At 59.6% G+C, this 20,457-nt stretch carries 21 protein-coding genes; 6 read left to right on the top strand and 15 right to left on the bottom strand.

The window, feature by feature from the left end; genetic code table 11:
* Positions 1-46: 46 nt before the first annotated feature.
* Entirely contained in the window at positions 47-388 is a 342-nt protein-coding gene (locus ACK9YZ_RS04695) for a hypothetical protein (RefSeq protein ID WP_416065834.1), read from the bottom strand.
* A gap of 467 nt (positions 389-855) precedes the next feature.
* Between ACK9YZ_RS04695 and ACK9YZ_RS04690 the strand changes: the two genes are divergently transcribed.
* From ACK9YZ_RS04690 to ACK9YZ_RS04680, 3 genes are all read left to right on the top strand, one after another.
* Positions 856-2,760 carry a putative bifunctional diguanylate cyclase/phosphodiesterase gene (locus tag ACK9YZ_RS04690; RefSeq protein WP_416065833.1) on the top strand — a complete coding sequence of 635 codons (1,905 nt, stop codon included), beginning with the start codon at positions 856-858 and terminating at the stop codon, positions 2,758-2,760.
* A gap of 73 nt (positions 2,761-2,833) precedes the next feature.
* Positions 2,834-3,478 carry an HD domain-containing protein gene (locus ACK9YZ_RS04685; protein WP_216758828.1) on the top strand — a complete coding sequence of 215 codons (645 nt, stop codon included), beginning with the start codon at positions 2,834-2,836 and terminating at the stop codon, positions 3,476-3,478.
* Between the two features lie 41 nt (positions 3,479-3,519).
* A complete protein-coding gene (locus tag ACK9YZ_RS04680; protein ID WP_416066818.1) occupies positions 3,520-4,377 on the top strand; it encodes an MOSC domain-containing protein in 858 nt (285 codons plus the stop codon).
* 109 nt (positions 4,378-4,486) lie between these two features.
* Here the strand turns inward: ACK9YZ_RS04680 and ACK9YZ_RS04675 are convergent, their stop codons facing one another.
* From ACK9YZ_RS04675 to rpoZ, 12 genes are all read right to left on the bottom strand, one after another.
* Complete coding sequence (locus ACK9YZ_RS04675) at positions 4,487-5,482, bottom strand: aldo/keto reductase (RefSeq protein ID WP_416065832.1); 996 nt, start codon at positions 5,480-5,482, stop codon at positions 4,487-4,489.
* A gap of 112 nt (positions 5,483-5,594) precedes the next feature.
* A complete protein-coding gene (gene recO, locus ACK9YZ_RS04670) occupies positions 5,595-6,365 on the bottom strand; it encodes a DNA repair protein RecO (RefSeq protein ID WP_416065831.1) in 771 nt (256 codons plus the stop codon).
* Positions 6,366-6,419: 54 nt separating this feature from the next.
* A complete protein-coding gene (locus ACK9YZ_RS04665) occupies positions 6,420-6,788 on the bottom strand; it encodes a response regulator (protein ID WP_253958273.1) in 369 nt (122 codons plus the stop codon).
* A gap of 227 nt (positions 6,789-7,015) precedes the next feature.
* Positions 7,016-7,768, bottom strand: coding sequence for a Crp/Fnr family transcriptional regulator (locus tag ACK9YZ_RS04660; RefSeq protein ID WP_216757537.1), 753 nt, complete (start codon positions 7,766-7,768; stop codon positions 7,016-7,018).
* A 149-nt stretch (positions 7,769-7,917) separates the two neighbouring features.
* Complete coding sequence (gene era, locus ACK9YZ_RS04655) at positions 7,918-8,859, bottom strand: GTPase Era (protein ID WP_216757536.1); 942 nt, start codon at positions 8,857-8,859, stop codon at positions 7,918-7,920.
* Positions 8,860-8,867: 8 nt separating this feature from the next.
* Positions 8,868-9,584, bottom strand: coding sequence for a ribonuclease III (rnc, locus tag ACK9YZ_RS04650; protein WP_216757535.1), 717 nt, complete (start codon positions 9,582-9,584; stop codon positions 8,868-8,870).
* A complete protein-coding gene (lepB, locus tag ACK9YZ_RS04645; protein ID WP_183730771.1) occupies positions 9,581-10,324 on the bottom strand; it encodes a signal peptidase I in 744 nt (247 codons plus the stop codon). Before lepB ends, rnc begins: the two co-directional genes overlap by 4 nt.
* 114 nt (positions 10,325-10,438) lie before the next feature.
* The gene (acpS, locus tag ACK9YZ_RS04640; protein ID WP_416065830.1) at positions 10,439-10,843 is read right to left on the bottom strand and encodes a holo-ACP synthase; all 405 of its coding nucleotides are present in this window, start codon (positions 10,841-10,843) and stop codon (positions 10,439-10,441) included.
* 34 nt (positions 10,844-10,877) lie between these two features.
* On the bottom strand, positions 10,878-11,468 hold the full coding sequence (locus ACK9YZ_RS04635) for a DUF2062 domain-containing protein (RefSeq protein ID WP_216757532.1): 591 nt from the start codon (positions 11,466-11,468) through the stop codon (positions 10,878-10,880).
* 146 nt (positions 11,469-11,614) lie between these two features.
* Positions 11,615-11,764 (bottom strand): DUF3563 family protein, encoded by a 150-nt coding sequence (locus ACK9YZ_RS04630; RefSeq protein WP_183744396.1) that lies wholly within the window; start codon positions 11,762-11,764, stop codon positions 11,615-11,617.
* Positions 11,765-11,959: 195 nt separating this feature from the next.
* Positions 11,960-14,194 carry a RelA/SpoT family protein gene (locus ACK9YZ_RS04625; RefSeq protein WP_416065829.1) on the bottom strand — a complete coding sequence of 745 codons (2,235 nt, stop codon included), beginning with the start codon at positions 14,192-14,194 and terminating at the stop codon, positions 11,960-11,962.
* A gap of 159 nt (positions 14,195-14,353) precedes the next feature.
* Positions 14,354-14,758 carry a DNA-directed RNA polymerase subunit omega gene (rpoZ, locus tag ACK9YZ_RS04620; RefSeq protein WP_183730782.1) on the bottom strand — a complete coding sequence of 135 codons (405 nt, stop codon included), beginning with the start codon at positions 14,756-14,758 and terminating at the stop codon, positions 14,354-14,356.
* 297 nt (positions 14,759-15,055) lie between these two features.
* Between rpoZ and ACK9YZ_RS04615 the strand changes: the two genes are divergently transcribed.
* A complete protein-coding gene (locus ACK9YZ_RS04615) occupies positions 15,056-15,637 on the top strand; it encodes an NYN domain-containing protein (protein WP_216757530.1) in 582 nt (193 codons plus the stop codon).
* A 38-nt stretch (positions 15,638-15,675) separates the two neighbouring features.
* Here ACK9YZ_RS04615 and smpB read toward each other — a convergent pair whose 3' ends face one another.
* A complete protein-coding gene (gene smpB / locus ACK9YZ_RS04610; RefSeq protein WP_183730785.1) occupies positions 15,676-16,155 on the bottom strand; it encodes an SsrA-binding protein SmpB in 480 nt (159 codons plus the stop codon).
* Between the two features lie 100 nt (positions 16,156-16,255).
* Positions 16,256-17,140 (bottom strand): 4-hydroxy-tetrahydrodipicolinate synthase, encoded by an 885-nt coding sequence (dapA, locus tag ACK9YZ_RS04605; RefSeq protein WP_416065828.1) that lies wholly within the window; start codon positions 17,138-17,140, stop codon positions 16,256-16,258.
* Positions 17,141-17,356: 216 nt separating this feature from the next.
* On the opposite strand from dapA, the gene ACK9YZ_RS04600 reads away from it, so the two are divergent.
* Positions 17,357-19,441: a transglycosylase SLT domain-containing protein gene (locus ACK9YZ_RS04600; protein WP_416065827.1), complete on the top strand. Its 2,085-nt coding sequence runs from the start codon at positions 17,357-17,359 to the stop codon at positions 19,439-19,441.
* A gap of 64 nt (positions 19,442-19,505) precedes the next feature.
* Entirely contained in the window at positions 19,506-20,399 is an 894-nt protein-coding gene (locus tag ACK9YZ_RS04595) for an alpha/beta fold hydrolase (RefSeq protein WP_416065826.1), read from the top strand.
* Positions 20,400-20,457: the final 58 nt, after the last annotated feature.

Here is a 20,457-nt window from a genome sequence, read left to right as displayed (position 1 = left end):
CCGGCCACGGGGCCGGCGGGATCATTCAGCTTGGGCCGGCCCAGACTCACGCGGCGATATCAAGATCGAATTCGCCGTAGGTATTGCGATAGATCTGCATGGCCTGATCATCGGGATCAGGGAGAACCTGCTTCAGTGCATAGGGAACGGCCAAGCCGGTCGCCGAGCCGTTGTCGCGATATTCCATCACCAGCGCGACGAGGCTGCTCGGATATTTCGGCTGCGTATTGCCAGCATCGTCGTTTTCAAGAAATTCCCGGATGATGCCGGGCTTCTCATCTGCCGCGCGTTCCGTGCGGCTCAGAACGCCGTCGCCATTGGCGTCGAGCCGCGAGAGCGTTGCCAAATATGCATAAGAGATGTCTGAAACTGATGAAATAGCAGTCATACAAACCTCCGTTCACCGCGTCTTCCGGTGAGAGTCTGCACGCAATACACGGGTGGAAAATACCAAGGCTGATCTGTTGGTTAAACTGATTTGCAGCTTCGGTCAATAAGCTGTTAACTCTCGATTAACCATAGTTGACAAAGTGTAACGACCCATTCCAGCGGCAATTTCAATTTCCCTTGGGAAACCGGGTTTCTTCATTATTTCAGTAGTTTGCGAGATACAAACAACTTGCCGGCTAGCGATAAAGAGCCGCCTAGCTGCAACCGATTATTAATCGGGGCGGTAGAAGATGCCGCATGCGATTTGCCGGAAGTTGCCGCTTGCCGCTTACAAAAATTTGATTCTCGCATTCATTTTAGAAAGGTCTTTTTTATGCACGGCGCGATATGGCATCTTTGCCAATCGAAGACGCCTTCGCCTTTTGCCATGCTTCCACCGCAGCCGTCCCAAGGGGACTCGTGCGCATGAAAGCTGAGACGCTTTTCTGGCAACAGTGCACGCAGGCCGTCAAGGGGGACGGATCGATCGATGCCGAGCATCTGATGGAGCTCGTCATCGCGACCTATCGCAGCCATGAAAGCGAATATGATGAAATCGAGCATAGCGCCGAGACGCTGCTCAATGAAAACCGCAACCTGAAAAATACGATCAATTCCGCCACACAGGCGCTTGCAGAACAGCGCAAACTTTTCGAAATCGTCCTGAACAACCTGCCGCTCGGCCTCAGCGTGTTCGATGCGGATCAATGCCTTACCCTTTCCAATCTGCGCTTTCGCCAGCTCTTCGACTTCACCGAAAAGGATGTTGCGCCAGGCACGGCGATTGCGGAGCTGATCAGCAAGACGCGTGGCACGGAACAGGCCGATAGCGGGGGGCGTCGCAAGAAAGAGGGGCAGCAACCCTCCTCTAAGGCAGGGCGCATCCGCAGACGCGAATGGCTGATGGATGACGGCCGCATCATCCAGAGTGTGGTCACCATCCTGGCCGACGGCAGCAACATCGCCATTCATGCCGACGTTACAGAAGACCGAAAGGCTGCCGAGCGTATCACCTATCTCGCCCATCACGATCCCCTGACCGGCCTGCCGAACCGCATTCGCTTCCGCGAGCAGCTAGATACCGCCCTTGCCGAACGGAAGGAGGATGAGCAGATCGCCCTCGTGCATCTCAATCTCGACCGGTTCAAATCGATCAACAATACGCTGGGTGTTTCAGCCGGTGACAAGATCCTGCAGCAGGTGGCAGAGCGCATCCGCGCCTCGGCCGGTTCAGAGAATATCCTTGCCCGTCTCGGCTCGGACGAATTCGCAATCCTGCAGACGCGGCGCCAGCAGCCGTGGAACATCACCGCGCTCGCCGACCAGATCCGCCGTGAGCTCAGCGAACCCTTCTTCCGCGGCGACAAGCAGGTGGAGCTCAGCGTTTCCATGGGCATTTCGATCGCCCCCGACGACGCTGTCGAGACTGACAAGCTGCTGCGCAATGCGGCGGTCGCCCTTTCCCATGCCAAGGCGGACGGGCGCCGGCACGAGCGCTTCTTCACCGGCGAGATGGACGAGAAGATGCAGGCCCGCCATGCGCTGGAAGCCGATCTGCACGCTGCGGTGCAGAAGGAGGAATTCGAGCTTCACTACCAGCCGCTCTACGACCTGACGCAGCATCGCATCTGCGGCTTCGAGGCGCTGATCCGCTGGAATCATCCGGTGCGCGGCCGCGTCTCGCCGATGGAGTTCATTCCGCTGGCTGAAGAGGTCGGCCTCGTCGTCGATATCGGCCGCTGGGTTCTGCGCCGCGCCTGCTACGATGCAGCGCAATGGCCCGAAGATATCAAGATCGCCGTCAATGTCTCGGCCATCCAGTTTTCCAGCAGCGACCTGCCGCGGGATGTCAACGAGGCACTTGCCGCCGCCGAGCTCTCGCCGTCGCGTCTCGAACTGGAGATCACCGAAAGCGTGCTGATGGAAAATCTCGATGAGGCATTGCCGATCCTGCATGCGCTCAAGGAGCGCGGCATCCGCATCTCCATGGACGATTTCGGAACCGGCTATTCGTCGCTGAGCTATCTTTCGAGCTTTCCCTTCGACAAGATCAAGATCGACAAGTCCTTCGTCAACGACATCGTCGAGAACAGGGAAGCGCATGCGATCATGCGCGCGATCATCCTGCTCGGCGATGCGCTCGGCATGCGCGTGACCGCGGAGGGCGTGGAAGCCGCAGAGCAGATGGCGCTGCTCGAACGCGAGGCATGCGACGAAATCCAGGGCTATTACATCAGCCCGCCAAAACCCTTCGGCGACGTAGCTCACATGCTTTCGATGCCGCCAAAGAAGAATGGCAGCGTTACGCCGCCCGTCAAACCCCGATACTGATTTCGGCGCGTTGCGACTCACCGGCCAAGCCGTTATCGACAGGAAACGATCCCTTCGAAAACCGGTGACGACGATGTTCAAGGCCGAAGCCTTCTTCCCCCATGAAGCGCTTGCTGCGGATCTCATTCCACATGCGACCGAGGGTGACGACGGGTCTCACGATCTCGCCCATATCCTGCGTGTCTTCCGCAATGCCATGCGCATCCATGCCGCAGAAGGCGGCAAGGGCGAGGTGCTCGCAGCTGCCGTGCTGCTGCACGATTGCGTCGCCGTCGAGAAGAATTCACCGCTGCGTGCCCAGGCCTCGGCGCTCGCCGCGGAAAAAGCGTCACGGATATTGAAAGAGCTCGGGTGGGACGATGAGGATATCGCTGATGTCGCCCATGCGGTGATGGCGCACAGCTTTTCGGCGAATGTGCCGCCGGAAACGCGGGAGGCGAAAATCCTGCAGGATGCCGACAGGCTGGATGCCATCGGCATGGTGGGTGCGGCGCGCTGCTTCTACATCGCGGGACGCCTCGGATCGGGCCTCTATGATCCTTTCGACCCCGCCGCCGAGGGCCGAGCGTTCGACGACAAGCGTTATGCGATTGACCATTTCCAGACGAAGCTGTTCAAACTGGCGGATGGTTTCCAGACGGCGAAGGGCCGCGAGCTTGCGGCCGCCCGCGACAGGAGCCTGCGCGAGTTTCTTGCGGCATTCATGGAAGAAATCTAATTGGGAAGAAATCCAACCGGGATGGAATCTAGGAGCCTATGATGCGTGTCAGCGATCTCTTCATCTATCCGCTCAAGAGCGCCCGCGGCATCGCCCTGCCCTTTACGGACATCGACGCCTATGGCCTGTCCGGCGACCGGCGCGCGATGGTGACGGATCCCGACGGCCATTTCATCACCCAGCGCGAGCTCCCTCCCCTTGCTCAGATCGACGTTCGGCCCGAAGCCAGCGCCTTCCGGCTGCTGATGGAGGGCAAGCAGGAGATCGCCGTGGCACCGCCGCATCCGGACCGGCGACTCGATGTCATCGTCTGGAAATCGGCCGTCAGCGCCGCCGTTGCTGACGATGAGAGCAATGCCAGACTTTCGGAATGGCTCGGCCGCGCAGTGAAACTCGTCTTCTTCGACGGCAAGGCAGAGCGGATGGCCAATGCCGAATGGGCGGGCGAAGGCACGCCGGTGACCTTTGCCGATGGCTATCAGATCCTGGTGACGACGACGGGATCGCTGAAGGCGCTCAATGCCGATCTCGCCGACCATGCCGAAGGCGGCGTCGGCATGGAGCGCTTCCGGCCGAATATCGTCATCGACACAGACGAGGCCTGGGCCGAGGACCGTTGGGCGGCAATCGAAATTGCCGGCATCCGCTTCGACCTCGTCAAGCCCTGCGCCCGGTGCATCATGACGACGCAGGACCAGTTGACGGGCTCACGCGAAGTGCCGAACCCCATGCCCGGCATGGGTCGCATCCGCATGTCGGGCGACCGGCGCGTTCCCGGCCCGCTTTTCGGCTGGAACGTCACCCCGCGCGGCACCGGCAGAGTGACGATCGGCGATGAGGTGAAGATCCTCGAGGCGCGGCCGGAGGGCTGGACCTTCAAGGTTCGCGCCCGAGCCTAGAGCACTTTCGTTTTTCTTCGAATCACGAAAGTGCTCTATCTGCTTGTTTTTACGCAATTCCGGACGCAAAATCGCTGCACACTTTTGCTGGAATTGCTCTAACCCGGTCTCAGACGCGGGCCAGCGCCGCGTCGATCTCGACCATCACCTCGGCCGGCAACGGTCCTTTTTCCAATGCGCCGGCATTTTCCTCGACCTGCGCGACCGTCCGAAAACCGGGAATGGGCAGGGTGCGCGGCGAACGCGCCCAGAGCCAGGCAAGCGCGCCCTGCGTCAGCGTGCGTCCATCGGATGTGAGGAGGCTACGCACGGCATCGAGCCTTGCGGCAAATTCCGGCGCGATACGGCCATTTTTGAAATAGACCATCCATTCGAGTGCTGCACCGCGCACGTCCTTGGCGCCCACGGCCTTGTCCGGCGTAAACTTACCTGTCAGCAGGCCCATGGCCAGCGGGCCGCGATTGATGGAGATGAGACCGTTCGTTTCGACGACATCGATCATCTGAGGCACGGGCTCGAAGACGTTCATCGTGTGCTGAATCGAGACGAAGCCCGGCCGGCCGGCATGGCGGGCGGCGCGGTCGGGAAAATCCGTGCTCCAGCCGAAGGCATCGATCTTGCCCTCTGCCCGCAGGGCCTCCAGCGTATCGAAGACTTCGTCGGATTGTTCCAGCGGAAAATCGTTGAGGTGGAATTGCAGGAGGTCGAGACGCTCCCGCTTCAGCCGGCGCAGCGAGGTCTCGACCGACTGGCGAATGAAGGCCGGATCGGCAAAGGCGCCGGTCGCCTGTTTCGTCTCCGGATTGGTGGCAAAGCCGAACTTGGTGGCGATAATGATATCGGCGCGATTGCCGATTGCCTGCCCGATGACCTCTTCCGAATGGCCGGCACCGTAATTCGAGGCCGTATCGAAGAAGCGGATACCAAGGTCGATCGCGCGATTGATCGCGGCAACGGATTCATTGTCGTCCACCTCACCCCAGCCGAGCGGCGTATCACCGGCAAAGAACGGACCGCCGATCGCCCAGCAGCCCATGCCGAGGCGGGGAACTTCCTGCCCATTCCAGAGCTTGATGGTGGTCGATGTTTCGGGCTTGGTCAGCATGGCTTCCTCCTCGAGCACTTAGAGACTTTCCTGATCGAAGGAGAGATAGGGGCGCTGGGGATAAGGGTAAACCGCCAAGACTGAAGACTATTTTGCAGGGATGAAAAGCCGCTCAGGCAGAAAGCCCGTCCGGCCGAGAAAGCGTCCGTGCAGCCGGGTTCAAGGCCTTGAGTGCCGCCTGAACGAAGCCCTCACGCGCTGCCGAAGCCTCAAGGCCCCGCGGCTCATAGACATGGCGATGCAAAAAGAATCCAGTCAGACGGAATGCCGCCGTGAGGCTCTCGTAATCGGCCGCCTGGTTTTCCTGAACACTCAGAAAGGCCGGCAAAAGCAGCATCTTGTCGGCCCAGGGTTCTCCGGCGCCACGACTGACGGCGCGACCGGATTTCGGCGATACATAGGCGAGATCGGTGCGGGTGCCGGTCGCGGCACATTCCGAGAGGTCGAGGCCGAAGCCGAGATCGTTCAACACGGCGAGCTCGAAGCGTACGAAGAGTTCGCCGGCATCGGCGGGATTGTGGAGATGATCGAGAATGACTTCCAGCGCCTCGAAGAGATGCGGATGCGGATCGCGCTCCGGCAACAGGCGCAGCAATGCGCCCATGGCCTGCACACCATAGACGGCGGTTGCCGTCTCCATCAGCCGCGCGGCGCGCAGCTTCACCGGCTCGAGGCGGAATTCGCCGAGATGCTCATCCAGCCGGGCGCGCCAGGTGACTTCCACCTCGTTGCCGGGCTGCAGCACCGGCTGCATGGTGCGCGAACGGCCGGAGCGAATGAGACCAAGGTGACGGCCGCGGTCGCGCGTCATCACCTCGGCGATGACGCTTGTCTCACCGTGGCGCTTGACGCCAAGAATGATCGCCTGATCCTGCCATTGCATCGGAAAACCGTCCTTCAGCCTGCCGATTCATTCTAAAGCAAGGTCCGGACTATGTCATTCCGCCGGCGACGGGAAAAGCTTTTGAAGGAAGTCGCGCATCGCATTCTCGTCGAAAGGTTTGACGAGAAGCGGCACGTCCTGAAGGTCGATCGGAAAATCCTGCGTATCGGAATAGCCGCTGACGAAGCCGAAGGGGATATTGGCCTGCGACAGATCACGCGCGAAATCGAAGCTCAGCGCCTCGCCGAGATTCACGTCGAGTAGCGCGAAATCGTAATCTGCGACCTGGATTGCGTCCCTGGCCTGATCGAGGCTATTGGCGATATCGATGGTATCGGCGCCAACGAGACGCAAAATATCCTCCGCCTCCATGGCGATGATCAGACTGTCTTCAAGGACCAGAACACGGGTTGTTGCGTTCATGATCTCCATGCCCCTCGTGAAGCGCAAATATTGCAGCGGCCCTGCCCCTTTAGCAAACATCATTCCGTCGGCGCCCGGCTGGAGCGTTGAAAGTGGTCGCCCACCACAATTGAATAGCGGCATTTTCGCGTCCGGTCGATAAAAACGAAATCGGAATAAAGATGACGCGATCTTAGTTTTCCCGGCGTCATTTTGCATTTAAAAAAGACATAGTGCTGCTCAAGCAGCTATATGAAAGGACGTTTTCCGTCGCTCAGTCCTTCCCAGCCGGCCATCCGCATCAAGCCCTCGCCGTCCCGCACCTCGCAGCCACGCTCCTGCCAGCGGATGAGGTTGCGTGCCGTAAGCTTTTTCAAAGTCTTGTTGGTGTGGACGATCGATAGACCGAGTGTGTCGGCGATATGCTGCTGGGTGATCGGAATGATATTGCGGCCGTTGAAAAGGCTGAGCTTTCTGGCGCGTTCGAAGAGGAAAGCAATCAGATAGGCGGCTCTTTCGAGCGCGGTGCGACGGCCGATGCTCAAGAGATGTTCATCGAGAATACGCTCTTCCTGCGCCGCGATCCAGGTTATGTCGAAGGCAAGCGAGGCGTGCCGGTTATAAAGGGTCATCAGTTTGTCGCGCTCGAAGACGCAGAGCGATACCGGCGACAGGGCCTCCACGGAATGCTGCATCTCGCCCATGATCGTGCCCTGCAGGCCGATCAAGTCGCCCGGCATGACATAGTTCAGGATCTGCCGACGGCCATCCTCCAGCATCTTGTAGCGGAAGCCCCAGCCGGACAGCACGGTAAAGAGGTGAGCGCTGTGGGCGCCTTCGACCAGGATGGTTGCGCCGGCATCGGCCGCCAGTTCCCCTCTCTTGAACTTCGAGACGAATTCCAACTCGTCCCGGCTGAACTCCCGGAAATGCGGCAATGACCGCAACGGACACTGCTCGCAGGGCGTCTTGAAGGAATGGGTAGGTTTTGCCGTCGCCATCTTGTCCCTGCCGTCGCAAAACCGGCGCTGCAGAGTGCAGCGCCGTTAGCAGATCAATGCGCATGCAGGCCGATTTGTTCCTTGGAACAGGCGGCGATTTTTACACGGAAACAAGGGGCTGAGTGCCCCTTGTCAATTTTCTTGTCGAACTAGCGCGGAAATTCGAGGCCCATTTCACGGAAGCGCTCGGGATCATCACCCCAGTTCTCGCGCACCTTGACGAACAGGAAGAGGTGGACGGGCTGTTCGAGGATTTCCGACAATTCCTTGCGTGACGCCGACGAGATCGCCTTGATCGTTTCGCCACCCTTGCCGAGCGCAATCTTCTTCTGGCTGTCTCGCTCGACATAGATGACCTGTTCGATGCGTACGGAGCCGTCCTTGCGCTCTTCCCACTTCTCCGTCTCGACATGCGAGGAATAGGGAAGCTCCTGATGCAGGCGCAGGAACAGCTTCTCGCGCGTGATTTCGGCGGCAAGCTGGCGCATCGGCAGATCGGAAATCTGATCTTCAGGATAATACCAGGGGCCTTCCGGCAGGGTCCTTGCCAGATAATCCATCACGTCGTCGCAGCCGGAACCGTTTTCGGCCGAGATCATGAAGGTCTGGTCGAAATCGACCTTCTGGTTTGCTGTGGCGGCGATCGCCAGAAGCAGTTCGCGATTGACCCGGTCGATCTTGTTGAGAACCAGGATCTTCCGTTGCGGAACGTCCTTCAGGCTTTCGAGGATGGCTTCGGCATCGCCGCGCAGGCCACGCTCGCTATCGATCAGCAGCATGATGAGATCGGCATCCTTGGCGCCGCCCCAGGCAGACGTCACCATGGCGCGATCAAGACGGCGGCGCGGCTTGAAGATGCCGGGCGTGTCCATGAAGACGATCTGCGCATTGTTGTGGATGGCAATGCCGCGCACGACGGCGCGCGTCGTCTGTACCTTGTGGCTGACGATCGACACCTTGGCGCCGACGAGGCGATTGACCAGCGTCGATTTGCCGGCATTGGTGGGGCCGATCAGGGCGACGAAGCCCGAATGCGTCGTACCATTGCTTTCAGCAGCACTCTCAGCCGCCATTTCGTTTTCTTCTGTCATTGATCCCGTCAATTTCCGGCAGATGTCGACTGCCAAATGCCTTCGCGCTCGAGCATTTTCGTCGCGGCGACCTGTTCTGCGGCGCGCTTGGAGCGCTCTACTCCCGTCTCCGGTGCAACGCCAGCGACTTCTACAGTCACCTTGAAGCGCGGATCATGATCCGGTCCGCTGCGTTCTTCAACCCGGTAGACAGGGGTGACGCCATATTTGGCGTGCGACCATTCCTGCAGCTCGGTCTTGGCGTCACGGCGGGCGCCATCAGCACGCACCGCCCTACCCTCCCAGTAGCGCAGGATGAAACGACGGGCGACTTCCAGGCCGCCATCGAGATAGAGAGCGGCGATCAGGCTTTCGACGACATCGGCGCGCACGTTCATCATGCGCTTGCCGGTGAGTTTCTTCACATCGGCGCCGGTGCGGATATAGAGATGGAGACTGAGTTCATCGGCAACTGCAGCGCAGGTCTCGGCGCTGACGAGCTGGTTCAGGCGCACCGAAAGTTCGCCCTCCGCCGCTGCCCCGAAAGTGCGGAACAGCAAATCGGCGATACAGAGCCCAAGAACCCTGTCGCCGAGAAATTCAAGCCGCTCGTAATTGCCCTTGTCGGTGCGCGCGCTGGCATGGGTCAGCGCGCGATCCAGACGTTCCTTCTCGGCAAATTCATGCCCGATCAGGGTTTCAAGCTTTGCGCGGTCCGCCGCTGAGAGCGTCTGCGCCTTGCTCATTCAACAACCTTGAAGAGGCGGTCCCAACGCATGTTGGTCGGCCATTTCCAGATTTCGCGGAAGGACGTGTCGTTGCCGAGCGAGAAGAAGATGACGCTGGCGCGGCCGACAAGGTTTTCCGCCGGGACGAAGCCTACATCGAAGCGGCTGTCGAGCGAGTTGTCGCGGTTGTCGCCCATCATGAAGTAATGGCCTTCCGGAACGATGAACTCGCGAGTGTTGTCGCCGCGCGACACCGGCGACTGGTCGAGCGTGTCATAGGTCTTGCCATCATCCAGCGTCTCGCGGAATACCGGTACGTCCTGGCCCGGATCGAGCTTGTAGTCGGAATTGAAAGTACCATCCGGCACCTTCGGAACCGGCTTGCCGTTGATGTAGAGAATACCGTCGGTGACCTGGATATGGTCGCCGGGAAGGCCGACGACGCGCTTGATATAATCGACATCAGGATTCGGGGGGAAACGGAACACGACGATATCGCCGCGCTTCGGATCGGAACCGAAGATGCGGCCGCTGAAAATATCGGGCGAGAAAGGCAGCGAATATTTAGAATAGCCGTAAGCGAACTTGTTGACGAAGATATAGTCGCCGACCAGCAAGGTCGGCATCATCGAGCCCGAGGGGATGGTAAAGGGCTGGAACAGTACAGTCCTGATAATCATCGCCAGGAGGAGAGCCTGGATGATAACCTTGATATTTTCCCACAGGGCATTCGGCTTGGCTTCGACTTTTTCGGACACGCAGTCTTATTCCTTCAAGACGCCACAAAGGCGCATTTCTTTCTGATGTTCTCTCTAGCGGCTTCGACCGGTGGCGGCAATAACGACGACATTAAAAGCGACGAGAGGTCGCCATCATACGGCATCCGGCAGCGCCTCGATGATCACAAAAGCCTGAGCCAAGGGATAATCATCGGTTATTGTCAAATGAATGGCGGCCTTGTGCCCCGCCGGCAGCATGGCCTGAAGGACAACGGAGGCGCCGCCCGTCAATTGCATGGTCGGTTTCCCGCTCGGAAGGTTGACCACGCCCATATCCTTCCAGAAAACGCCCTGCGAAAGTCCCGTGCCAAGCGCCTTGGAGCAGGCCTCCTTGGCGGCGAAGCGCTTGGCGTAGGATTCGGCGCGGTTGGCGCGGCGATCCGAGCGGGCACGCTCGATCTCGGTGAAACAGCGATGCGTGAAGCGGTCACCAAAACGCTCGATGGATTTTTCCACGCGGCGGATGTCGATGAGGTCGCTGCCAATGCCGATGATCATGCGAGAGGCCTTTCAGGATGGTTCTGCTTCGGGCTCAGAGGGTCGGCATCTCGGTGGCGGGATCGGCGAACCGAAGACGCGCACGCTCCATAAGCCGCGCACGGCGGCGCGTCTGAAAACCCCTGACGGTGTAGAATGTCAGCGCATAAAGCGCAACCGAGGTGAGAGCAGCCGGCGGGATGGCGCCGATCAGCATCGGCTCCAGGACCGGTTTCCAAAGCTCGGTGAAGTGCAGCTTATGAAAGAGTTCGGCGAGATCGATCGTCTGTCCGCCCATCTGATCCTGGCGGCTGAGCAGGAGGTGACCGACTTCCCAGGTGATGCCCCAGATGAAGGGATAGGTCAGCGGATTGCCGAAAGCCGCGCAGCCGAGGGCCGCGGCCACCATGTTTCCCGACAGGAAATAGGTGATGACGAAGGCCATGACGAAATGCACGCCGATAAAGGGTGTCCACGAAACGAAGACACCCGCGGCGACGCCCACCGCAACGGCGTGCGGCGAAGCTGACAGGCGCAGAACGCGCATCATGATATAGCGTGCAGGACGCAGAAAACCTTTTCGGGGCCATAGAAGCTCCCGCAGCTTTTCTTTAAATCCTGCTGGTTTGCGACGGCGAAATAACATAGCGCGTATTTAGTGCAGCGCACATGACAATGACAAGAGCGGCAAATGGAACCGCTTAACAAACAGGCCGTCTCTTTTTATTTTCTTCCAAGGGGCGTTGATCATGCATAGCGCCCCCCTTCCATGCGTCAAGTATATCTCAGGGATCAGCGATTGCGGAAGATGCCGCGATCGACCTGGCGCTGACGATATTCAAGATCAATACGGTCCTGCGAGCCGTTGAGATATGCCATTTCACGTTCCTGAGCGGTCGGAGCGCGAAGGGCGCGGGCGAACTTTCTGATCGGTTCAAACATTGCTTTGCCTCATCTTCGTTTCATTTCTTGATGACCAGAAGATAGTCGCGGCAATGGTTAATTACCAACGCTGTAACCTGAACGCAGCCATGCAAATGACGCATGTCTTGCCATTTCGATGTGCCGGCTCGGCCGTTAAATGATCACAAAATGTGCAAATCGCAATTCCGCGAGCGGCAATAATTTAATGAAATCCTACTCATAGAGACGCCGGACCGTCGCGATGCATTCCAGGTCCTTGAGCTGGGCGAGAAGCTGGTTGAGCTGACGCAGGTCCCACACCTCCACTTCCAGCATCATTTCGGTGAAGTCGGTCGCCGCCCGCACCGTATTCAGCATGCGGATGTTGACGTCGAGGCTTGCCACCGTCTGCGCCACCTTGGCGAGCGTGCCGGGTTCGTTCAGCGCGTTGACCAGGATGCGGGCCGTGAAGCGGGACTTGTTGGCTTCGTCGAGATCCCAGCGCACGTCGATCCAGCGGTCCGGTTGGTCATCGAAGCGCTGCAACGCCGGCGACTGGATGGGATAGATGGTAATGCCCTTGCCCTTTTCCATGATGCCGACGATGCGATCGCCGGGTACGGCGCCGGTCGGCGAAAACATGACGCCGACATTGCCGGAGAGCCCGCGGATCGGCACGATATCGGGATCGCTCTCGGTGGAGGCGCGCTCGCCATCGAGACCGGCCTTGGTCTTGCCGGGAATCTTGAAGATCATGCCCGCGGCGCTGCGGACATTGAACCAGCCCTCGTCGCCGGCCGGCTTGACGGTGACGCGCTCGTCCTGATGGTCGGGATAGACGGCACGCAACACGTCGAGCGAGGACATCTCACCGCGGCCGACGGCGGCGATCGCGTCTTCCACATCCTTCTGCCCGAGGCGGTGCAGCGCCGGCTTCATGGCGTCGCGCGAGAAGATCTTGCCGGCGCGCTCGAAGGTGCGCTCGAGAATGCGGTGGCCGAGGCCGGCATATTGCTTGCGGATCGCCATGCGCGTCGCGCGGCGGATGGCGGCGCGCGCCTTTCCGGTGACGACAATTTCCTCCCAGGCAGCCGGCGGCACCTGCACGCCGGAGCGGATGATCTCCACCTCGTCGCCATTGTTGAGGCGGGTCACCAGCGGCATGATGCGGCCATTGATCTTGGCGCCGACGGTCGTGTCGCCGATATTGGTGTGAACGGCATAGGCGAAGTCGATGGGGGTGGCACCGCGCGGCAGCGCGATCAGCTTGCCCTTCGGCGTGAAACAGAAGACCTGGTCCTGAAACAGCTCGAGCTTGGTATGTTCGAGGAATTCTTCCGGGCTGTCGCCTTCGGCCAGAGCCTCGATCGTGTGGCGCAACCAGGAATAGGCGTTGCTTTCCCGCGAGAGGATATCGCCGTCCGCATTGGTGGCGCCATCCTTGTAGAGCGTATGGGCGGCGATACCGAACTCGGCGATCTCGTGCATGCGCTTGGTGCGGATCTGCAGCTCGATGCGCTGCATCGACGGGCCGACGATGGTGGTGTGCAGCGACCGATAATCGTTCTGCTTCGGCGTCGAGATATAGTCCTTGAAGCGGCCGGGAACGACGCGCCAGCGGGTATGGACGATGCCGAGCGCGCGATAGCAGGAGGGGATATCCTCGACGATGATGCGGAAACCGTAGACATCGGAAAGCTGTTCGAAGGAGAGCGACTTCGACTGCATCTTGCGGAAGACCGAATAGGGCTTCTTCTGGCGCCCCTTCACATAGGCGCTCGTCAGCCCGCTGGCGATCAGCAGGTCGCGCAGTTCAGCCTCGATCTTCTTGACCAGCCCCTCGTTGCGCTTCGACAGTTCCTCGAGGCGCTTGGTGACGGTCTCATAGGCTTCGGGGTTCATGTGCCGGAAGGAGAGCTCCTCCAGTTCCTCGCGCATGTCCTGCATACCCATGCGGCCGGCAAGCGGCGCATAGATCTCCATCGTCTCTTCGGAAATGCGCGCGCGTTTTTCCTGCGACATATGGTCGAGGGTGCGCATGTTGTGGAGACGGTCGGCGAGCTTGACGAGCAAGACGCGCACGTCATCGGAAATGGCAAGCAGGAGCTTACGAAGGTTTTCCGCCTGCTTGGCCTTCTTGGTGACGAGGTCGAGCTTCTTGATCTTCGTCAGGCCTTCGACGAGACGGCCGATATCCTCCCCGAAGAGTTCGTCGATTTCGGCGCGGGTCGCCGTCGTATCCTCGATCGTGTCGTGCAGGAGGGCGACTGCAATCGTCGATTCATCGAGATGCATGTCGGTCAGGATGGCGGCCACTTCGAGCGGATGCGAGATATAGGGATCGCCGCTCGCCCGCTTCTGCTGCCCATGCTTCTGCATGGCGTAGACATAGGCTTTGTTCAGCAGAGCTTCGTTGGCATCGGGCTTGTATTTCTGAACCCGCTCCACGAGCTCGTACTGCCGCATCATTCCAAAGCCACTCCAATAAAATAAAAGCGCGCCAATCGCAGATTGGCGCACACATGGGCAATATTATGCCTAAGCTCTACAGGCGCAAGATTGATGATTGGTAATCGTCGATCTTTTGCCGCGCAGGAAGCCCCGACCAGATAAAGGCCAGGGATGCGCTTAGTAATCGTCGCTCTTTTCCGGCGGGACGAGACCTTCGATGCCAGCCAGAAGCTCTTCTTCCGACATCTGGTCGAAGGTGATCGTTTCCGGCAGATCGTCCTGCTCTTCGCTGTCGGCAGAGGCAGCAGCGCCGGCTGCGATCAGGCTTGCCGGATCGGGCTCGGGCTCGTCCACTTCCACGTGCTTCTGCAGCGAGTGGATCAGGTCTTCCTTCAGGTCATCAGGCGACAGAGTCTCATCGGCGATTTCGCGCAGAGCCACAACCGGATTCTTGTCGTTGTCGCGATCGATGGTAATCGATGCACCCTGGGAAATCAGCCGGGCGCGGTGGCTGGCGAGCAGAACCAGTTCGAAGCGGTTCTCTACCTTGTCAATGCAATCTTCTACTGTGACACGGGCCATTGCCTGTCCTTTGCGGTCGTCTTTTCAGGATTAAAACGCCCGATACAATTAAAACCGGGCAAATTCAAGTTTTTCGTTAGGGTCCCCTCGCCTTTATCCGCGTGCGGTCTAAATTTCCATGCACAATATGACATTTCCACCGGGGGTTGCTTGGAATATCCCGAATCGTGCCCTAAATCTTTCATATATGAATAATTCATAAAGTAAGAAACAGCTCGACGCCACATCCACAAGCCGCTGTTTTTATTGGGCTAAGTGGCTTATGGATTTGGATTACTCTCTTTGGATTGGTAAGCGATGTTTGACCCACGCGAAAAAATTGCACTATTCATTGACGGCGCCAACCTCTACGCTGCATCCAAGAGTCTCGGCTTTGATATCGATTACCGCAAGCTCTTGAAAGCATTTCAGAAACGCGGATACCTGCTGCGCGCTTACTACTATACCGCGCTTATTGAAGACCAGGAATATTCCTCGATCCGTCCACTCATCGATTGGCTGGATTATAACGGCTACAAGGTCGTCACGAAGCCTGCCAAGGAGTTTACCGACTCCATGGGACGCCGCAAGATCAAGGGCAACATGGATATCGAGCTCGCAATCGATGCCATGGAACAGTCCGAAACGGTCGACCATCTCGTCATCTTCTCCGGCGACGGCGATTTCACAAATCTGGTCGAAGCGCTGCAACGCAAGGGGCGCAAGGTTTCGGTTATTTCGACCATGTCGACCCAGCCACCGATGATCGCCGACGATCTGCGCCGGCAGGCCGATCATTTCATCGATCTCCTGTCGCTGAAGGCCGAGATCGGCCGGGATCCTTCCGAACGCCCTCCCCGTCCTGCCGAAGTGGCGCCGGCCAGCGATTTCGAAGAGTGAGCTTCATTCACGGATAGCCTGACGCTGCAGGCAAATGGTCAGCCGTTGTCTTTCAACAGACGGCTCTTCTGCCTGTTCCAATCGCGCTCCTTCTCGGATTCGCGCTTGTCATGGAGCTTCTTGCCCTTCGCGAGCGCAAGCTCCAGCTTGGCGCGGCCTTGATCGTTGAAGTAGACCTTCATCGGGATCAGCGTCATACCTTCGCGATTGATGCCTGCACGCAATCGGTTGATCTCACGCGCCGACAAGAGCAGCTTGCGGCGGCGCCGCGGCTCGTGATTGAAGCGGTTCGCCTGCAGATATTCCGGCAGATAGGAATTGATCAGCCAGATCTCGCCATCCTCATCGGAGGCGTAGGATTCGGCGATATTGGCCTTGCCTTCGCGCAACGATTTGACCTCGGTGCCCATCAGCACCAAGCCCGCCTCATAGGTATCGATGATCTCGTAGTTGAAGCGGGCCTTGCGGTTCTCCGCGACGACTTTCTTCACGATACGCTGGCTGCCTTTGGGGGCCATGACGATAATTCCAATCCAGAGGCGCGAATGCCGCGCCCTCATTTCCTGTCATCTATGTAAGAGAACGGCTCGATTTTGTGACGACGGGCCGTTTTTGACCTCAGTTGAGCAGGCCCGCGTGACGCATGGCGGCATCGATCGCCGCTTCCGTTGCCGGTTCCAGCGAAGACATCAGCGGCGAGCGGACAGTGCGGCCCATGCGGCCGAGCTTCGACAGGCCGTATTTCGCACCACAGACGCCGGGCTCCATGAAGACCGCCTTGTGCAGCGGCATCAGCCGGTCCTGCAGTTCCAGCGCCTTGGCATAGTTGCCGGCAGCCGTCGCCGCCTGGAACTCCGCACAGAGGCGCGGCGCGATATTGGCCGTCACCGAGATGCAGCCGACGCCGCCGTGAGCGTTGAAGCCAAGCGCCGTCGCATCTTCACCGGACAACTGCTGGAACTCCTTGCCGCAGGTGATGCGCTGCTCGGAGACACGCTCAAGCTTGCCGGTGGCATCCTTGACGCCGACGATATTCTTGTGCGCCTTGGCAAGCGCACCCATCGTCTCCGGCGTCATGTCGACAACCGAGCGGCCGGGAATGTTATAGATATAAATCGGCAGGGCAACGGCTTCGGCGATCGCCGAATAATGGGCGATCAGACCCTTCTGCGTTGGCCTGTTGTAATAGGGCGTGACGACGAGGACGGCATCGGCACCGACCTTTTCGGCATGCTGGGCAAGCTCGATCGCTTCGCGCGTATTGTTCGAGCCGGCGCCGGCCATGACGGGCACGCGTTTGGCCGCAACTTCGATGCAGAGCTCCACCACCCGTTTGTGCTCGGCATGCGACAGCGTCGGCGACTCACCGGTCGTGCCGACCGGAACGAGGCCGCTGCTGCCCTCCCCGATCTGCCACGTGACATGAGCGGCGAAGCTGTCTTCGTCGATCAGGCCAGCATCGGTGAAGGGAGTGACGAGAGCGGGGATGGACCCATTGAACATGCAAAGCTCCTCACGGCCGATATCCTTGCTTCAGCCGCATTCCATGAATAAGAGTTGCGCACCATAGAGCGGCAATATGGCCGCGACAAGCGCGCATAGATCGGTTTAGGGCAAAATCCGATAGCAAATGTGAATGAATTTTACCTGGTTTGGTAAGGTTTCGTTAATGTGCCTCCAGCCAAATGGAAGGGCGTATTTTCGTTGCGAGTCATCCGGATGAAGAGAGCCGTTCTGATCCTGTCCGCCTTCGGTCTGGTGGCCGCGGCCTGGGGCAGCGCTGCATCGCAGCTGCCCGGCGAAGGGGCTCCCATACCCGCCGTCAGACCGCTGGGCTTCGTGCCGGAAACCGCGTCCTTCCCCGAGGCGATCACGACCGGCGCCATTCCGCGCAATCGGGCGATCGCGCCCGCGCCTGTCAACAGCGACCTGAAGGCAGGTCTCGATGCGCTGTCCAACAAGGATCCGCAGCAGGCGCTCGCCATCCGCAATACCATGGCGGCGGGAACGCTCGACCGCCATATCCTGACCTGGGCAATCGCGACCTCCGGCCTGAAGGGTGTTCCCTCCTACGAGATCGCCAGTGCTTCGGACGAGCTGAAGGGCTGGCCGGGTCTGGAACGGCTGCGCGGCAATTCCGAACGCGCGCTTTATGACGAAAACCCCGCTCCTGCCGCGGTGCTGAACGCCTTCGGCGATACGGCGCCCGAGACGGCGCAGGGCGCCATGATCCTGTCGCGGGCGCTTGTGGCGACCGGCAAGCCTGCGCAAGCGGCGAAATATATCGGCAAGATCTGGCGCGGACAGGCGCTCGACAAGGCAACCGAAGACAAGATCCTGGCCGAATTTGCCGGCTTGCTGACTCCGGCCGACCACAAGACGCGGATGGATTATCTCATGTATCGCGGACGTGTGGCGCAGGCCAAGCGCTTCGGCGACATGGGCCAGGCGCAGTCGCTCTACAAGGCATGGGCTGCCGTCGACAACAATGCCGGCAACGCCGGCGCATTGCTGAATGCGGTCGATGCCAAGTGGCGCAGCGATGCGGGCTTTCTCTTCGCCCGCATCGAATATCTTCGCAAGCAGGACAACTATCTCGACGCCGCCAAGCTGCTGCAGCAAATACCCCGCGACCGGACCGAGCTGATGAATTCGGGCGAATGGTGGAACGAGCAGCGGATCGTCAGCCGTGGTCTCGTCGATCAGGGACAGTTCAAGGCGGCCTACCAGATCGTCGCCGCCTCCGTCGCGACGGTGCCGACGGATGTCGTCGAAGCGCAATTCCATGCCGGCTGGTATGCGCTGCGCGGTCTGCAGGACCCGACGACGGCCGAGACGCATTTCCGCAAGATCCTGCAGGTTTCCAACGGCCCGCTCTCCGTTTCACGCGCCTGGTACTGGCTTGGGCGCTCAGCCGAAGCCGGTGGACCGGGCAAGGCCAGCGAATTTTTCGCCAAAGCCGCGAATTTCCCGGGCACTTTCTACGGCCAGCTTGCCGCGGAGAGGCTGGGACGCAAGACGCTCGATGTCACCTATCCGTCGCCGACGGCTGGCGACCGCCAGAATCTGCAGCAGCGCGAGGCCGTGCAGGCGATCGGGCGGCTGGAATCCGCAGGTCATGGCTGGCGGGCCGCAGCCCTTTATCTGGCGCTGGCCGACCAGCTGCAGAGCCCCGGCGAGCTTGCAATCCTGACTGCCAAGGCCGAGCAGGCGGGCGACCATCATCTTTCACTGCAGATCGGCAAGATCGCCTATGGGCGCGGCATCGATGTCGCAGCACTTGCCTTCCCGGTCGGCGTCATTCCGGCCAATGCCAATATTTCCGGCTCGGGCAAGGCGCTCGCCTATGCAATCGCCCGCCAGGAAAGCGCCTTCAATCCGGCTGCCGTCTCCGCCGCCAATGCCCGCGGCCTGCTTCAGCTCTTGCCGGGCACGGCCCAGGCCGTCGCCAAGCGGCACAATATCACCTATTCCAAGGACAAGCTGACGGCCGATGCCGGCTATAATGCGACACTCGGTGCGCATTACCTCGGTGAGCAGATCGACGCCTTCGGCGGCTCCTATATCCTGACCTTCATCGCCTATAATGCCGGACCGAAGCGCGTGCCGGAGTGGATCACCCGCTACGGCGATCCGCGCGGCAAGCCGATCGATGAGATCGTCGATTGGATCGAGCGCATCCCCTTCCCCGAAACACGCAATTATGTGCAGCGGGTGATGGAAAATTACGAAGTCTACAAGGCGCGCCTCGGCCAGACCCCGGATATCGAGCGCGACCTCATCGGGGGCCGTAGCGCCACCTGAAGCCGATTGGCAGTCCTGCCGAAAGCACGCTACATCTCGTTTTGGCAGACGGGATGGAGATGTGATGAGCCACGCAATCACGAATGGGTTTACGGAAAAGTTCTATGGATCGACCGATGGGCTAAGGCTTCACGCCGGCATCTACCACCCGACCGTTGAAGATGCCACGCGGTTGCCGGTCGTCTGCCTGCCAGGCCTTACGCGCAATGCCCGCGATTTCCACGAGCTTGCATTGATCCTGTCGCGGGACCGAGCTTTCCCACGGCGCGTCATTGCATTGGACTATCGCGGACGTGGCCTGTCTGACCGGGATGAGAACAAGGCGAATTACAATCTTGCTGTTGAATGCGGCGATGTGATTGCTGCCTGCACTGCGTTCGGCATCGACCGCGCCATCTTCATCGGGACCTCGCGCGGCGGGCTAATCCTGCATCTGTTGGCGGCAACGAAGCCGGATCTTCTCGCAGGCGTCATCTTCAACGATATCGGCCCGGTCATCGAGCAGGCCGGACTGATGGCAATCAGGGATTATCTCAACCGTGATCGCAAACCTCAAAGCTGGAGTGAGGCGGTCGATATCCTCAAGGAGAATCACGGCGCCGCTTTTCCCGCTCTCAGCCTCGCCGACTGGCAGGACATGGCGCACGCCATCTATCGGGAACGGAATGGCGTACCTGTCGCCGACTACGACCCGGCCATTGCCGAGCAGCTGAAAACAATCGATTTCGGCAATCCCTTGCCTGACCTCTGGCCGCAATTCGAAAACCTGGACGCCATACCGCTGCAGCTCATCAGGGGAGAGAATTCCAACCTGCTATCGCGGCGGACGGTGGATGAAATGGCGAAGCGCCATCCTGACATGCTGCAGATCACCGCAGGTGGCCAAGGTCATGCACCGCTTCTGCACCTTGGAGATATTCCGGAAAGGATTAGGATGTTTGTCGCCAAATTCGGCTGATCCGGCTCGTCGCTCCCCGCGGTGCATCTATTTCCAGGCCGCCCCATAGATCGGCCTT

Origin of the sequence: Rhizobium sp. ZK1 (genome assembly GCF_047782645.1) — a bacterium.
Lineage (GTDB): Bacteria > Pseudomonadota > Alphaproteobacteria > Rhizobiales > Rhizobiaceae > Rhizobium.
The sequence above is the reverse complement of the archived record's forward strand: the minus strand, read 5'-3'. Positions and strand labels throughout refer to the sequence as shown.